This window comes from Candidatus Andeanibacterium sp., from assembly GCF_057143545.1.
In genome coordinates this window covers 1-15,272 of record NZ_DBNHSF010000113.1, presented here as the reverse complement: position 1 = coordinate 15,272, position 15,272 = coordinate 1, and the positions used below count along the sequence as shown (strand labels likewise).

Sequence of the window (15,272 nt, the reverse complement as noted above, 5' to 3'; positions counted from 1 at the left end):
AACTGCATAATGTTTTCGCCCGCGGACGTCCATCGCCAAATGACATTTTTTGTTACAAAATCATCCAAATAGCACTTCAACCCGTATTGCCGCCTATTCCCGGTTGGCGACGCTAGCATGACACTCTGGCTGCCTATGGTAGAGAAACCTTAACGTCAGATTATGTCGCGGCCGGGAAACTGTCCATGTGTCAAACCCCTGTTTTCGGGAATACTCCGCCATGTGTCGCTGGTGAGCAACAGTTCACCGCAATAGCGCGAGGAAGTGGCACGGATGCGACAGCGCGTCCGCTCAAAGCGCGGACAAATAATCCACAAGAATCTGGCCCAGCCCGTCAATCGGCGTGCCGAGCTGGCGGAAGCTGGTCAGGTGGTTATGGCCGGCGAGGACATGGAGATCGGGAAGGCTGGCGTTCTCCTCCATCCATTGCGCGACCAGCGCGCCGGCCTGCCGCTGGCATTCGCGCATGTCGCGCCCGCCGACCAGGAACAGGCACGGGACCCGCGACCTGACCAGGCCGGGCAGCGACGACTTGGCCGGCCAGGTCGAAAGGTCCTCGCCGAGATATTGCGGCTTGAACGGATCGGGCGCCGCGATCGAGAGGTCGTAGAAGCCCGAGCTCATCACCGCCCCCGCGAAGCGCCCTGCCGCCGCGCCGGGCAGGGCCACAACGTCGGCGGTATGGGTCGCCCCGGCCGAATGCCCCATCAGCACGATCCTGTCGGGATCGATCCCGAATTCGATCGCGTTGTCCGAGAGGAAGCAGGTCGCCCGAATCAAATCTTCGCGGCCAGCCGGCCAGACCGCTTCGGGCGCAAGGCGGTAATTGATCGTCGCGCAGGCAATGCCGTTGCGCTGCGCCCAGGCGCCGACATTGTTGTAGAAGGGCGCGCCGGGCTCGCCCTTGTCGCCCATTACGAAACCGCCGTCATGGGCGAAGACCAGGCAGGTCGCCGGATCGCTTGCGGCAGGGCGGAAGAGGTTGAGCCGATGCCGCGCATGCTCGCCATAGGCGATGTCGCGCGTCACCCGGCTTTCATCGGGCCGCGGCACCATCGGGGACAGCAGGGCGTTGCTCTGCTCGACCAGCTCGGGCGAATATTCGGTGCCGAGCCTGGCGATCTCGGCGAGGAAGCTCTTGCGATCCATCGTGCTCAGCCTTCCATTATCAGCACCGGCTTGACGACGGCGCCGGATTCGCAATCGCCCCAGGCCCGCGCGAAATGGGCAAAGGGGTAACGCGCGATCAATCGCTCGAGCGGGAAGCGGCCCTGCCGCCAGAACTCGACCAGCTTCGGGATGAAGGTGCGCGGCGCGGCACTGCCGCCGAGGATGCCCTTGAGCGAGCGCCCGCCGGCCAGCATCTGCAGCATGTCGGGCGTCCACGGCTCGCGCGGCCTGGTGACGAAGCCCTGCACCCCTTCCATCGCGAGCACCTGCATCGCCTGTGCGAAGACCTTGTCCGAAACGGTAGTATTGAATGAGTAATTCGCGCCCGCTGGAAGAATAGATTTGACGACCTCGACCGCGTCGTCCCGCGTCGCGTCCACCGCATGGGTGGCGCCCAGCTCGAGCGCCAGCGCGCAACGGTCGGCAACCGTGTCGACCGCGACGATGGTCGAGGCACCAGCCAGCCGCGCCGCCATCACCGCGGCATTGCCGACGCCGCCCGCGCCGAAGATCACGATGCTCTCGCCCGGCCTGACCCTGAGCGCCTCGATCACCGCGCCCGCCCCGGTGATGATCCCGCAGCCCATCGGCGCGACCACGTCGAGCGGGACGTCGGCGGGAATCGGCACCGCCCCGCGCGCCTGGGCGACGCAATGCGAGGCAAAGCTCGACTGGGCGAAGAAATGGCTGGCGACGACTTCGTCGCCGTTCGAGAGCGCGGTGGTCCCGTCCATCCGCCGCCCGCCAAAGCTCCGCGGCATCGCCTCGCGGCAATAGGTCGGCCTCGCCGCGAGGCAGGACGGGCATTCGCCGCACGACCCGCCCGACATCACCACATGGTCGCCCGGCTTGAGATGCGTAACCGCCTTGCCGACCTGCTCGACCACGCCCGCGCCTTCATGGCCGAGCACCGCGGGCTTGGGCACGGGCAGCCCGATCCCGGCATGGGCGTGGAGATCGGTATGGCAGATCCCGGTCGCGACCAGCCGGACGAGGATCTCGTCGTCGCGCGGCGCTTCCAGTTCGAGTTGCTCGAGCACCGGCGACGGTGCCCCGGCGCGCGAAACCGCGGCGGTGATCCTCATTCCTGCACGTCCGTGAATTCGTCGTCATTCAGCGAATGCTTGGGCGGGGTCATCGCCGGACGCCCCTTCATGGTCAGCTCGCCCTTCCACGGCACATCCTCGAGCGTGCGCCAGGCGTTGACCAAGAGCCGCTTGAACACCCATACCCCGTCTTCCCTGATCAGGCGATCGTCGCGTGTGCCGATCCCGAACACGAAGTTGGTGCCGTATTCGACATTGAACTGGAGGATCTGGAACATCGAACGGACCCGCGCTCCTTCCTCGGTCGGGGTCATCAGGAAATGCTGGAACAGGTGCTGGCGCCCGAGCCACCAATGCTGGCGATGATACCACAGCTCCTTGAGGTTCTCGAGGATCGCTTCGTGCCCGCGCACCTCGCCCTGCCAGAGATGGTCGAAGCTGGCATCGCGCGCGAAGCTCGACAGCGCGAGCTCGGCGTCGGCAAGGTCGATCCCCCAGGCATAGCGGGCATAGGTTTCCATGATGTCGCCACGATCCTGCGCCGGCATAGTCTTGGGCACGCCATCGGGCCAAGGGCTTGTTGGATTCTTGGCGCTCACGCCACCGCCTCCATCGCATAGCGCCCGGTCTCGAACACTTCTTCCGGCACCCACACGCCGTGAAAGCTCGAGCGCACCCGCACCGGGAGGTGCAGGCGGGCGATCGGACCCTTGGCCATATCCAGCGCATCGAACACCGCGATTTCGCTATGGCCCTTGTCGAGCCGGTTGAGGATCGAGAGGATCCAGCCGTCGCCCTCTCTGCTGTCGGGCGCGCGAGGGACGAATTGCGGCTCCTGCACCGAAATCATCTGCCCGTGCTCCCACACGTCGAGCGCGCCGGTCTTCACATTCACATGCCCGAGCGTGCTTGAGCCGTCGGTCGCGCGATACACGATCACCCAGCCATGGGTGTAGTCGCGGCCCTGCCAGCGATCGTCGGTGCGCGGCATCTCGCATGGCACCGGGATGATCGGGCGGGTTTCGTAGCCCCTGTCGTTGCGGGCGAGATCAAAGGTCATCCGCGTCAGGATCGGCGGCACGGCCGGATGGACCGAACCGTCGGGCGCCGGGAAGAACGGGAAGCAGTTCCCGTTATAGAGGCACAGGTCGAGATGGACTTTGGTACCTTCTGGGGTCCCCTCGGTCACCGCATTGAGCATGTGGCCGGCGGTGGTGTTCGGCCCTTCGAACCAGCGGACATCCTCGGCCTTGCCATAGCGTGGAACCACCGCGACCATTGTCGGCTTGTCGGGGTGGTATTCGTAGAAGTGGCGGCCTTCCTTCAGCCCCTCGATACTCGGCGTGACCAGCGGGAAGAACGGCACCACGATATGCTCTTCGGTCACTGCGAAATCGTGGACCACGCCCGGCCAGGGCGCATCGAACCAGACCTCGTTCACCTTCTTCCCGTCGGCATCGAAGATATAGATCGCAAAGTCGGTCGTTGAATCGCCCTTGGCCTGGTAGGAATAGGTGAGCAATTCGCCGGTTACCCAGTCGACCTTGTGATGTGCCGTGAGGCTGACCGCCGAGACCTGTCCATCGAGATCGCTCTGCCTGAGAGTTTCGAGCGTGTCCGGATCGACCTCGTAAGGCAAATCGTCTTCTTTCAACGCATAGAGCTTGCCGGCGTGGAAGAGCATGTTGGTGTTGGCCGTGCCCGGGCTGGTATCGGCCGCCAGCGGATCGGCGGTGTAGCGATTGCGATAGCGCCCGAACAGGCTCCGGCGATGCCTGGCCTGGAGTTCGAAGCGCGGGGTGTGGACCCAACGATTCCGGAAACTGACATGGCCATCGTCGAAGCGGATCATGAACATCATTCCTTCGCCGTCGATGAAGATGTCCTCGCCATCCATTGGCGGATATTGCCGGTCGGCGCCGCAGCGGTACCAGGTCCCGTTGAGCCCTGCGGGCAGGTGTCCCTCGACCAGTTCGAGCCCTTCGATCGTGCTCTCGGTCCGCGAGGGGTGCGCCCAGCCCCTGTAGGCGTCGATATCGGGAAAGATGACTTCCATTGGCTCGCTCCCTACCCGATCGCCTGGTCGACTGCGCTGACCGCCTGCCGCGTCAAGCAGACCGGCTCGCCCGAATTGATCAGCAGCGCCTGTTTGCGGACATAACGTGTCAGGTCGCCGCGCAGGCCCGGCAGGCCCGAATAGCCGAAGCTGTCATTCTTCGCCTCGGAACCGAAGAAGGTGAGGAAGGTATCCTGGATGCTGACCTTGCCGGCATCGATCCGCTCCCCGACGGCGATGGCGGTTTCCTCGTCCGGCCCGATCACCGCCGCCGAGAGGCCGTAATCGGTGTCATTGGCGAGCGCGATCGCCTCTTCGATCGTGTGCCACTTCATCACCGGCATGCACGGCCCGAAGGTTTCTTCCTTCATGATCTTCATCTTGTGCGTGACCCCGGTCAGGACAGTCGGGCGCATGTAATCGCCGCCCTCGATCTGGAATGGCGGCCCGCCTTCGACAATCGTCGCACCCTTGGCGAGCGCGTCATCGAGATGTGCGGCAACGATCGCGGCCTGGCGCGGGCCGGTGAAGGGTCCGATATGCCCGCCCATCGGATCGGGATGGTTGAGCTCGATCTTCTTCGCCCGCTCGACCAGCGCGGCGACGAATTCGTCATGGATCGTGTCCTGGACATAGATCCGCTCGATCGAAAAACAGACCTGGCCGGTGGCGCTGATCGCCCCGCGGATCGTGGCCGAAACCGCGCGGTCGATATCCGCGCCTGCCATCACGATCAGCGGGTCCTTGCCGCCCAGTTCGACATCGTAGGGGATCATCCGCGCACCGCAGGCAGCGGCGACCTTGCGCCCGTTCGGCACGCTGCCGGTGAACGAGATGTAATCCGCCAGTTCGACCAGCGCCTGGCCGGTCTCGCCGTCGCCGAGCACGCAATCGAACACCGCCGCGAGCTCGGGCACTTCGCGCACGCTGTCGAACAGCGGCCCGGTAAAGCGCGGCGTGACTTCGGACGGCTTCAACAGCACAGCGCAGCCGGCGAAGAGCGGCGGGATCGCGTGCAGCATCGAAAGCATGGTCGGCGCGTTCCAGGGGGAGATCACTCCGACCAGGCCATAGGGCTTGAGGATCGAAGTATAGCGGATATCGGGATTGGCCCGCGCGACCCCTTCGCGCAGCGCGCCCTTCAATTGCGCCGGGGCAGACGCGCACAGCCCGCCGATGATGCCCAGCATCATGTCGGGTGCGATCCGGCTGATTTCGCAATAGCCGGTGTCGTGCGAATCGGCGTCGATGATCGCCTGGCGGTATTTGGTCGCGATCAGCTGGGCCCAGCGGCCCATCACCTTGACCCGCTCTTCCGCCGGCATCGTGCCCCAGCGCTTCTGGCCCTCGCGCAGCCTGGCCGCCTTGGCCGCCACAGCCGCCGCATCGGCAACCTCGATTTGCATGTCCGGCTTGCCGGTGCGCGGATTGCGCACGGCGAGGATGCGCGCTTCGGCCATCCGCCATTCTCCCATTCGAACTGGACCGGCAAATTGCCGATCTCCTGCGAGCAATCTTTCCTGTCTGGAAGCGGGCAAGTCAACCGCGGACCTTGGCCGCACCGAAGCAGGAATGACGGCGCAAGAAAGGTGCGATCGCCTGGCATCCAAAATTGGCTCGCTTCGTCATAAACGAGTCACATGGAGGCGGCACTTCCCTTGCTTGCTAGCGGGGAATTGCATGCTGATGCCACTCGTCAACATCTTCCTGACCGATCCAGCGGGAGACGCGATGGACGATTTCGTCCATGCCGATTCCACCTTCACCTTCAACTCGATGGATGGCAGCGGCCCCCGCCGCCTGGTGGAAGGCCCGATGTGGGCGTTCGTCGACTGGGTGATGCCCGACCTCTCCGGCCTCGAAATGTGCCGCCGGCTGCGGGCCGACCACCGGACCCAAGACGCGCATGTGACGATGGTGCTCGAGCATGACGATCCGGAAGATCGCCGGCGGGCGCTGCGGGCGGGAGCGGACGATTATATCGTGGGCCCACTCGACCGGCAGACGATCCTCGACCGAGTGCTCGCGCTGCAGTCGCGCCAGCAGCAACGGCACGCCGCGCGGCTGGTCGAACTGGGCGACCTGACGATCGATATCGGAGCGCAGCAGGCCCGCTGGAAGGACGCGCCGATCCCGCTCCGGCCGAACGAATTCCGCCTGTTGCGGTTCCTTGCCGAGAACCCGAACCGGGTGTTGTCCCGGAACGACCTGATCGAAGGGCTGGGCAAGCAGGATCCGCCGATCGACCCGCGCACGGTCGATGTGTGGATCGGGCGGTTGCGCCGGGCATTCCGCGCCGCCGGCGCAGGCAATCCGCTGCGCACGGTCCACGCCATGGGCTACGTGCTCGACGCGCCGTGAGACTTCGACCTCGCGACAGGAGCGACAAATAGGCCCGGCCGCACCGAAATCCGGCCGGGCCCAGTGGGTGGCTGTCGAAGTCTAGAACTTGGCGGTTACCGAAATCGAGAATTCGGTGCCGCGGTCATAGGTGTTGAGCTCGATCCGCTCGTCGGCAGTGGCCTGGAATTCCTCGTTGTTCTCGCCGAGAATATTGCGCGCCTGGAATTTCCAATCGGTCTGCAGGCCAAGCAGGTTGATCCCTTGCCGCCAGACGAAGTCCAGCGTGATGCCGGGGCGCTCGATGATGTCGGGGAAGGCCCCATCGCCGCGGCCGACGATCCGCTGGCTGGCATAGTTGACGAGGATGGTTTGCTGCGAAAGTCTGTCCTGGTCCTCCAATCCGACCTGGAGATTGGCGATATGGTCGGACTGGCCGGTCAGCGGTGTGCCGTCGACGAACACGTTCGAAGCAAGCGTCGGCGCGCGGCCGTAACGGAGCACGATATCGTCCGGCCCGACAACCAGCTTTGAGTCCGTGAAGGTGTAGTTGCCGATCAGGAAGAACCGGCGCGAATCGAACATCCCGCCCCAGCCGGCCAGGTCGAAATACTTCACCAGATCGACCTCGACCCCGTAGAGCTCGGCCTGTGGCGCATTGGCATAGCTGCCGGTTGTGCCGTTCGCCGCGAACTGGATCGAGGTCTCGATCGGATTGTCGATCTTCTTGTAGAATCCGGCGACCGAGATCCGGTCGGGCCCGCCGAGATAATATTCGGCGCGCAATTCGGCGTTGAGCAATTCGCTGTCGGACAGCAGCGGATTGCCGCGATAGGAACGATTGGTTTCCGGGTCGTAATAGAGGATCGGCAGCAATTCGCGGAATTGCGGGCGGGCAATCGTCTTGGAGACGTTGGCCCTCAGCTGCAGGTCGGTCGATGCTTCCCAGGTCAGCGTCGCGCCGGGCAGCCAGTATTCGTTCTCCAGCACCGTCTCGAACGGAGCGGTCACCGGATTGTTGAACACGTCGATCGTGTTGACGATTTGCGTCGCGGTCTCGAACCGGACACCGAGGTCGAGCGTCAGGTAATCGATCAGCTCCCAGTTGATCTTGCCGTAGCCGGCATGGACTTCCAGCCCGGCGCCGAAGGCGGGCGAATTCTCGGTGAACTCGAACAGGCTGTAATTGAACAGATCGATCAGTGGCGGCTGGATCAGGAGGTCGGGCCGCAGGGCAAAGATCCCCGTAGGCGTATCGGATGGCGCGGTGACGGTGAATTCGCGGCGCGAGGATTCGCGTTGGCTGTCGGTATAACTGTAGCCGACCGCCGCGCCGAAGCGCTCGCTGAACAGATAGCTCAAGTCGACTCCGCCGGCCCACAAATCCTCGTTGAGGTCCGAGAAGGCAACCGAGGCCGCGCCCAGCGCACCGTTGTCGAGCCGGTTGAGCGGAATCTCGCCATATGGATCCCCCGGTGCATTGGTGCGGACATAGAGGAAGCTGGTCTCGAACGGCGCTTCGCGCTGGCTGTTCGCGTAGCCGCCGCGCAATTCCAAGCCGAGATCGCCAAACTGCAATTCGCCGACGATTTGGCTGTTGAACAGCTGGCGCTCGTACCAGGCGGTGTTCTGGGTGATGCGGGTATTGCCGGAATTGTTGTCGAGCGCTTCGCCGAGGCGAGTCTCCTTGATCGTGTCGCGGATGAAAAGATTGGTGATCCGGAACTGGTGATCGCCGATCTCGACGCCGATCCCGAGGAGGCCGTTCACGCCCAGCTTGTTCTGGGTGTTCACGGTACGGCCATCCGTGTCGAGCACTGTCAGGTCTTCGCGCTCGGGCTGCTGCTGAATGATGTCGCGGGTCAGCCACTCGTTGTTGTAGCCGGCGGTGGCAATCACACCGACATAGGCATCGCCCATGTAGAAGGATGTGCCTGCAGTAAGCTTGCCGTTCCAGTCGGCGGGAACGTTCTTGAGCTTCTGGGTCAGCGTGAAATGCGAACGGAAAATCTCGGCGGTGATCTGGGCCGTATCGACGGTGAATTCGCTCAGCCGGTCGCCGCTGTCGAAGAATGCCTGCAGGGCCGGCGGGATATCGCGGGCGCCGTTATCGAAGCCCGACCAGTCGATCTGCGAGCCGTAATAGCTGTAGCCGAGATGGAAGGTCGTCTCGGTATCGGCGCCGCCGCCAACGGTCAGGTCCAGGAATGATTCGTCCGGCACCGCGATGGTCGTGAGGTTGACCACACCGCCGCCGAATTCTCCGGGATAGTTCGCGGAATAGCTCTTCTGTACCAGCGACGATGCGATCACATTGGTCGGGAACAGGTCGAGCGGGACGACCCGCTTGAGCGGCTCGGGGCTCGGCAGGGGAAGGCCGTTGAGCAGCGCCAGCGAATATCTGTCGCCCAGGCCGCGAACATAGACATAGCCGTCGCCGACCACGGACAGGCCGGTGACGCGCGACAGGGCGCCGGCGATGTCGCCCTCGCCGGTGCGGGCGATATCCTCGGTCGAGAGCACGTTGACGACCTGGTCCGATGTGCGGACTTCGTCCCGCCGCCTGCGCCCGGTGACGATGATTTCGCCCGACATGGAAACGTCGGGCTGTTCCGGCTGCTGGTCTGCGAGCTCATCGTCCAGACCCGCATCGGACTGGTCGACGGGATCGTCCTCGACTTGTGCAACAGCCACTGCCGGCATTCCGAGCATGGTGCCGGCGAGCAGCGAACGAATGAGCCAACACGGCTTCATAACAGGGTCCCCCGGGTAGAATCTCAAAGCAAGGACGGGGGGCGACCGCCGATGCGACCGCCCCCCTCATTTGAAGGCAGTCGCTCAGGCGAACGGCGAGTCCGCGCAGTTCGAGCCACCGTTCAGGGCCGCGTAGGAGGTGTTGCAGGTCCAGTTCTGGTACCAGGTGTCCGCGGCAGCGGCCGCACCGACATAACCCGGGTTGTCGAAGGTGAAGCCGTTGCGGTTGAAGACGGTCGGATTGAAGGCCGTCTGGATGTCCTCGGTACCGCCATTGACGAACAGGTTCGTCAAGGTCGCAGTATAGGCCGAATTCTTGGCGCTGCCACCGGTGAACAGATTGTTCGATGTCGCATCGAAGGCGGCTTCGGTGGCCACTTCGTTTCCGTCGGCGGTAAAGGCGGTGATGCATTCCATGAACACCGAGGCGAAGAACGGGGCGCCGTCCTCTTCCGATCCGGCATCCTGCAACGTCTCGGCGTCGTCGACATCGAGGCATTCGCGACCGGTCATGGCGCTGGCATCGACAACCGCGTTGGCCAGCGCGAAGTCCATCCCGCCGCGCAGGCGGATGGCCGCGGCATCGGCAGCGGTCGAGCGGCCGATAAGGGTCGCATTGGCGAGGCGGAAATCCTGGCGCGGCAGGTCATTGCCACCGCCGCCACTATCGCCCTCGATCAGGCCGTTGCCGGTTGCGGTCCGCTGGATCGCGATCACCCATTGCAGGTTGAGCTGCACGCCGAAATCGGTGTCCAGCGCATCGTCGCCCGCGCCGAGTACGACAAAGTGCTTGCCATTGACATGGCCGCCGAAGAATTCGACGCCGTCGTCCGAGCTGTTGACCGACTGGAAATAGTCCAGCGCGGTCCCGGAACCGGTGCCGCCGGTGGTCAGCGACTGGAGCTCGTTGTCCTGGTCGAGCGCGAAGCCCGAATAGCGGATCTGGAAGTAGCGCATCGTGCCCGAATCGTCGCCGCCAGTCGCGCCGCCATAGAGCGACTGCACCGGAGTGCCTTCGATTTCGTTTTCGCAATCGACCGTGCCGCCTGTCGCACCACCATCGAGGCAGTCCGAAATCGGAGCGCGACCAAGCAGGATCACCCCGCCCCATTGGCTCTCGGAATTGTCGGTCGTGCTGCCGATGACATTCTGGCGCGAGGTAAAGATGATCGGGTTGTTGGCGCTGCCCAGCGCGTTGATGGTGTTCCCGCGATTGACCACCAGGTGGGCATTGCCGACGCCGCCCATGACGACGACGCCGTCTTCTATGGTAAGTTCGACATTGGTGTCGCCGCCGGTGGCCTGGGGTCCGCCGTCGTCGCCGACCTCTGCGCGACCTGCAAGTTCGTAAACCACTGCCGCATTGTCCGGTTCTTCGGTCAGCGTCGAGGACACGTTGAGTACCGCCGGAAGCTGGCACACGCGCACCGTGCCGCCCGGCACCACGAGTACACCGCCGTCTCCAAGGCCCTGCGGATCGGCGATCGTCGGGCAGGACGTTGCCGCCGTGTAAGTGGCAGTCGGCGTGGGTGTGGGTGTCGGCGTTGGCGTTGGCGTTGGCGTGCCGCCTCCGCCATTGTTGATTGTGTCGCCTTCGTTGATGATCACTGTGCCCGCGCCGGGCGATGCGATGTCTTCCGGTCCACAGGCTGCTAGCGCAAGCATGCTGGTGCCGATGACGAGAGAACGGTTGATGAGTTTCACGGCGGAATTCCCCTAGAATCCAAAGAATCGATGAGCGCGAAAACCTGAGCGCGATTCGCGAGCTATCGCCGTGACGTGACAGTTTTCTTGCAAGGTTTCGGTTGCGTTGCGGCGACCGAAAAGTGACGGTTTCGTGACAGTTTAGACCATTGGCGGATTTCCGCCGCCGGATCGGATGCAAGGGTCCGAAGGGTGTCCGATCTGGTATCCAAACCGGCCCTGAAAAAATCTTTTGTTACACTTCGATGACATTGTTTCATTTTTGTTGCAGCCGCGGGCCGGCTCGGCCAATTTCATTCCACACACGCGCAGAGCGGGAGAAGGATTATGGGTAAGTTGATCGCATTTGCGGCTGCCATTGCGGCGACGATGCCGTCGGTCGCGCTTGCCGAAACCGCGTCCGAGCCCGACCGGGTCGATGTTGCATTCGAGGCGCTTGCCGAAGGTCGCACGGCCGAAGCGGTGGCCGAATTGAGCAAGGCGCACGAGGCAGAAAGCAACGATCCGGCGGTCCTGATCAACCTTGGCACGGCCTATGCCCGCCAGGGCCGGAACGAGGAGGCAAGGGCGATGTTCGAAGCGGCGATGAGCAGCTCCGAGCGCTACGAGCTCGAGCTGGCCGACGGGAGCTGGGTCGATTCGCGCAAGGCCGCAAGAATGGCACTGGCCAACCTCGACAGCGAGAGCGCTTCGGCACTGCGCTGAACAATCCACAATTTCGTTGGGGGCAGAGTCTAGGAACCCGCACGAGTCTCTCCCTCGCGCGGGCTTTTCTGTCCGGCGGCAACTGTCACGCCCTTGTCATTTGTTGCTAGCATCACGCGCGGATGAAGAGGCCTCCGATTCTCTTGTCCAGCCATGCGTTGGCGGCAGGGCTTGCCGTGTGCGCATGGTGTGGCCCTGCCCATGCCGATGTGCTCGAGATCGGCGTGGACGGGGCTTATTGGGTATCGGGGCCGCAGGCAGCCCAGTCGGCCACCGCGATCCCGCTCACGGCAAGCTATGCCGAAACGGTTCCCGAAGACATCGTCGTGCCCGACGCAATCATCGTCGCGACCGTGCAGCATTCCCGGCATGTCCCGGCGGCCTATGCGGCCAAGGTCGATGAACTGGCCCGGAGGTTCGACCTCAGCCCCGCGCTGATCGAAGCCGTCGTCTGGCAGGAAAGCCGCTGGCAGGCCAACGCGGTTTCGTCCAAGGGCGCCCGGGGGCTCGCCCAGCTGATGCCGGGGACCGCCTCCTATCTGCGGGTGGACGCCACGGACCCGTTCGAAAACCTCGAAGGCGGCGCGCGCTATCTGCGCGAGCAGCTCGACCGGTTCGACGGCGATCTCGAAAAGGCCCTCGCCGCCTATAACGCCGGTCCCGGCCGGGTGGCCGCTGCCGGCGGCATCCCCAACATTCGCGAAACCAAGGCCTATGTCGCGGCCATCATGGGCCGCCTCGCCAACCATTCCCGGAGTACCGAATAGATGCGTTTGCTTTCCCGCCTGCCGGTTGTGCTGGCCCTGATCCTCCCCGCTGCCGCCAGCGCCCAACAGGTCGCCGATCCCCAGGGCTCCGGCCCGGTGGTCCGCGCGCTGCTCTGGATGCAGGGCACACTGCTGGGCAATGTCGCCACCGCGGTCGCCGTGATGGCCGTCGCCGCGGTCGGCTTCATGATGCTGACCGGCCGGATGAACTGGCGCTTCGGGGCGACCGTGATCATCGGCTGCTTCATCCTGTTCGGCGCGGCCTCGATCGTTGCCGGCATCCAGGCCGCGGCGGGGTGAGCGATGGAGCTGGCCAAATGGAACTGATACGCCAACCCGTGCACAAGGCGCTGACCCGCCCGCAGATGTTCGCGGGCGTGACCTACAATTTCTTCATCCTCAATTTCGCGCTGACGACCGAACTGTTCCTGATCACCGGCAGCTTCTGGGCCTTGCCGGCGATGCTGGTGTTCCATGTCGTCGGCTATTTCGCCTGCCTGCGCGAACCGCGCATTTTCGACCTCTGGATCACCAAGGTCTCGAAGTGCCCGCGGGTCAGGAATTTCAAGCGCTGGGGCTGCAACAGCTACGCCGCGTAACCCGGCTTGAAGGAGCCATGACCGCATGAGCAAATGGATCGGAGCAGCGGCCTGGAACGCCAGGGAGGCGAAGGCCGGCGATCGCCTGCCCTATGCCCGGCTGGTCGACGAGAACACCGTGCTGCTGCGCGACGGGTCGCTGATGATGGCGCTGCAGGTGCCCGGCCTGCTGTTCGAGACCGAAGACAGCGAAGCGCTCAACGCCCATGCCGCCACCCGCGAAGTGATGCTGCGCTCGAACCTCGATGCGCGGTTCGTGCTCTATCACCATGTCATCCGGCGGCGCGTGCAGGTCGAGCTCGAGGCCGAATTCCCCGATCCGCTCTCGGCGCATATCGACCGCCGCTGGCGCGAACGGCTCAGCCGGGGGGCGCTGTTCATCAACGACCAGTTCGTCACCCTCGTGCGGCGCCCGGCGCGCGGCAAGGCGGGCTTCGCCGAGCGCATGGCGAGGCTGCTGCGCCGTCGCGGCGGCGATACGCCCGATGCCGATCCCAAGGATTTGCGGGCGCTGCGCGCTGCGGCCGGGGCGCTGATCGCCTCGCTCGGGCAATATGGCGCGACCCTGCTGGGCGATTACCAGGGACACAGCGGGCACACCAATTCCGAACTGCTCGAACTGCTGTCCGCACTCTACAACGGCGAAATGCGCCCGGTGCGGCGGCCCCACGAAGACACCGATATCGGCCAGATGCTGCCCTATCGCCGGGTGAGTTTCGGGCTCGACGCGATGGAGCTCAAGGACGGCCAGGGCACCTGCTTCGCCGCGCTGCTGAGCCTCAAGGAATATCCCGATGCGACCTCGTCCGGGATGCTCGACGGGATCCTGCGCCTGCCATTCGAAATGGTGGTGAGCGAGAGCTTCGCGCCGTCGGAGCGGCAGACCGCGCGCGAGCGGATCGACCTTGCGCTCAGGCGGCTGCGCTCCGCCGACGAAGAGGCCATGGCCGAACGCGGCGACATGCTGGCGGCGCGCGACGAGCTTGGCGCGGGTGCGGTCGGTTTTGGCGACCACCATCTTTCGGTACTGGTGCGCGAAAATGATCTGGCACGGCTCGACGATGCCACCGCCCAGTGTGCTGCCGGGCTAGCCGATATCGGGGCGATCGCGGTGCGTGAGGACACCAATCTCGAACCGGCCTTCTGGGGCCAGTTCCCGGGCAACGAGGCCTACCTGGTGCGCCGCGCGCTGATCTCGACCGCCAATATGGCAAGCTTCGGTTCGCTCCACGGCTTCGCGCTCGGCCAGGCGCATGGCAACCACTGGGGCGACGCGGTCACCCTGCTCCAGACCACCAGTGCCACGCCGTTCTTCTTCAACTTCCACAATGGCGATCTCGGCAATTTCTCGGTCATCGGGCCATCGGGCTCGGGCAAGACCGTGGTCCTGAATTTCCTCGCCGCGCAGGCACAGAAATTTCGGCCCCGGACGATCCTGTTCGACAAGGACCGTGGCGCCGAATTGTTCATCCGCGGGATCGGCGGGCGGTACGACCGGATCGCCGCCGGCATTCCGACCGGGTTCAACCCGCTCGCCCTGCCCGACAGCCCGGCGAACCGCGCATTCCTGCGCGACTGGCTGGGCGTGCTGCTCGACGCCGAAGGCCCCGAGGAAATTGCGACCGTCTCGCATGCCGTCGACGCGGCCTATGCCAACGCGTCTTCCTTGCGCCGCCTGCGCCATTTCAAGGAACTGCTCGGCGGTGCGCGGCGGCCCGAACCCGGCGACCTGGCCGACCGGCTGTCGCCGTGGATCGAAAGCGGCCAGCATGGCTGGCTGTTCGACAATCCGGACGACCGGCTCGACCTTTCGAACCGCGTGCTCGGATTCGACATGACCGCGCTGCTCGAAAGCCCGAAGCTGCGCACGCCGGTGATGATGTACCTGTTCCACCGGATCGACGAGCGGCTCGACGGCCAGCCGACCATGATCCTGATCGACGAGGGCTGGAAGGCACTCGACGACGAGGTCTTCGCCGCGCGCATCCGCGATTGGCTCAAGACGCTCAGAAAGCGCAACGCGCTGGTCGGTTTTGCCACCCAGTCCGCCCGCGACGCGCTCGACAGCAAGATCTCGACCGCGCTGGTCGAGCAGACCGCGACGATGATCTTCATGCCCAATGCCCGCGCC

The 15,272-nt window shown here is 64.5% G+C and carries 13 protein-coding genes; 6 read left to right on the top strand and 7 right to left on the bottom strand.

The annotated features are described in order from the left end of the window. Positions 1 to 291: 291 nt before the first annotated feature. Genes AC16XC_RS07160 through AC16XC_RS07140 form a run of 5 tightly spaced genes read right to left on the bottom strand, consistent with a single transcriptional unit; the run spans position 292 to position 5,732 of the window. Entirely contained in the window at positions 292 to 1,149 is an 858-nt protein-coding gene (locus tag AC16XC_RS07160; RefSeq protein ID WP_484033963.1) for an alpha/beta hydrolase, read from the bottom strand. A gap of 5 nt (positions 1,150 to 1,154) precedes the next feature. Beyond that, positions 1,155 to 2,255 (bottom strand): NAD(P)-dependent alcohol dehydrogenase, encoded by a 1,101-nt coding sequence (locus tag AC16XC_RS07155; RefSeq protein WP_484033962.1) that lies wholly within the window; start codon positions 2,253 to 2,255, stop codon positions 1,155 to 1,157. Next, positions 2,252 to 2,815: a nuclear transport factor 2 family protein gene (locus AC16XC_RS07150; RefSeq protein WP_484033961.1), complete on the bottom strand. Its 564-nt coding sequence runs from the start codon at positions 2,813 to 2,815 to the stop codon at positions 2,252 to 2,254. Before AC16XC_RS07150 ends, AC16XC_RS07155 begins: the two co-directional genes overlap by 4 nt. Continuing rightward, entirely contained in the window at positions 2,812 to 4,272 is a 1,461-nt protein-coding gene (locus AC16XC_RS07145) for a carotenoid oxygenase family protein (protein ID WP_484033960.1), read from the bottom strand. Before AC16XC_RS07145 ends, AC16XC_RS07150 begins: the two co-directional genes overlap by 4 nt. Before the next feature lie 11 nt (positions 4,273 to 4,283). Next, positions 4,284 to 5,732: an aldehyde dehydrogenase family protein gene (locus AC16XC_RS07140; protein ID WP_484033959.1), complete on the bottom strand. Its 1,449-nt coding sequence runs from the start codon at positions 5,730 to 5,732 to the stop codon at positions 4,284 to 4,286. A gap of 226 nt (positions 5,733 to 5,958) precedes the next feature. Between AC16XC_RS07140 and AC16XC_RS07135 the strand changes: the two genes are divergently transcribed. Further along, positions 5,959 to 6,633, top strand: a complete 675-nt coding sequence (locus tag AC16XC_RS07135; protein WP_484033964.1) for a response regulator transcription factor — start codon at positions 5,959 to 5,961, stop codon at positions 6,631 to 6,633. Between the two features lie 81 nt (positions 6,634 to 6,714). On the opposite strand, the gene AC16XC_RS07130 is transcribed toward AC16XC_RS07135, so the two are convergent. Together AC16XC_RS07130 and AC16XC_RS07125 are read right to left on the bottom strand one after the other, a co-directional pair. Then, a complete protein-coding gene (locus tag AC16XC_RS07130; RefSeq protein WP_484033958.1) occupies positions 6,715 to 9,366 on the bottom strand; it encodes a TonB-dependent receptor domain-containing protein in 2,652 nt (883 codons plus the stop codon). An 84-nt stretch (positions 9,367 to 9,450) separates the two neighbouring features. Further along, on the bottom strand, positions 9,451 to 11,070 hold the full coding sequence (locus AC16XC_RS07125; protein WP_484033957.1) for a hypothetical protein: 1,620 nt from the start codon (positions 11,068 to 11,070) through the stop codon (positions 9,451 to 9,453). Between the two features lie 327 nt (positions 11,071 to 11,397). Here AC16XC_RS07125 and AC16XC_RS07120 point away from each other — a divergent pair, with 327 nt between their 5' ends. The 5 genes from AC16XC_RS07120 to AC16XC_RS07100 all read left to right on the top strand — a co-directional run. Then, the gene (locus tag AC16XC_RS07120) at positions 11,398 to 11,775 is read left to right on the top strand and encodes a tetratricopeptide repeat protein (RefSeq protein ID WP_484033956.1); all 378 of its coding nucleotides are present in this window, start codon (positions 11,398 to 11,400) and stop codon (positions 11,773 to 11,775) included. Positions 11,776 to 11,897: 122 nt separating this feature from the next. Beyond that, the gene (locus AC16XC_RS07115) at positions 11,898 to 12,542 is read left to right on the top strand and encodes a lytic transglycosylase domain-containing protein (protein WP_484033955.1); all 645 of its coding nucleotides are present in this window, start codon (positions 11,898 to 11,900) and stop codon (positions 12,540 to 12,542) included. Then, the gene (locus tag AC16XC_RS07110) at positions 12,543 to 12,842 is read left to right on the top strand and encodes a TrbC/VirB2 family protein (RefSeq protein WP_484033954.1); all 300 of its coding nucleotides are present in this window, start codon (positions 12,543 to 12,545) and stop codon (positions 12,840 to 12,842) included. Between the two features lie 17 nt (positions 12,843 to 12,859). Then, on the top strand, positions 12,860 to 13,141 hold the full coding sequence (locus AC16XC_RS07105; protein WP_484033953.1) for a VirB3 family type IV secretion system protein: 282 nt from the start codon (positions 12,860 to 12,862) through the stop codon (positions 13,139 to 13,141). A gap of 25 nt (positions 13,142 to 13,166) precedes the next feature. After that, a partial coding sequence (locus tag AC16XC_RS07100; RefSeq protein WP_484033952.1) for a VirB4 family type IV secretion/conjugal transfer ATPase occupies positions 13,167 to 15,272 on the top strand: 2,106 nt, incomplete at its 3' end.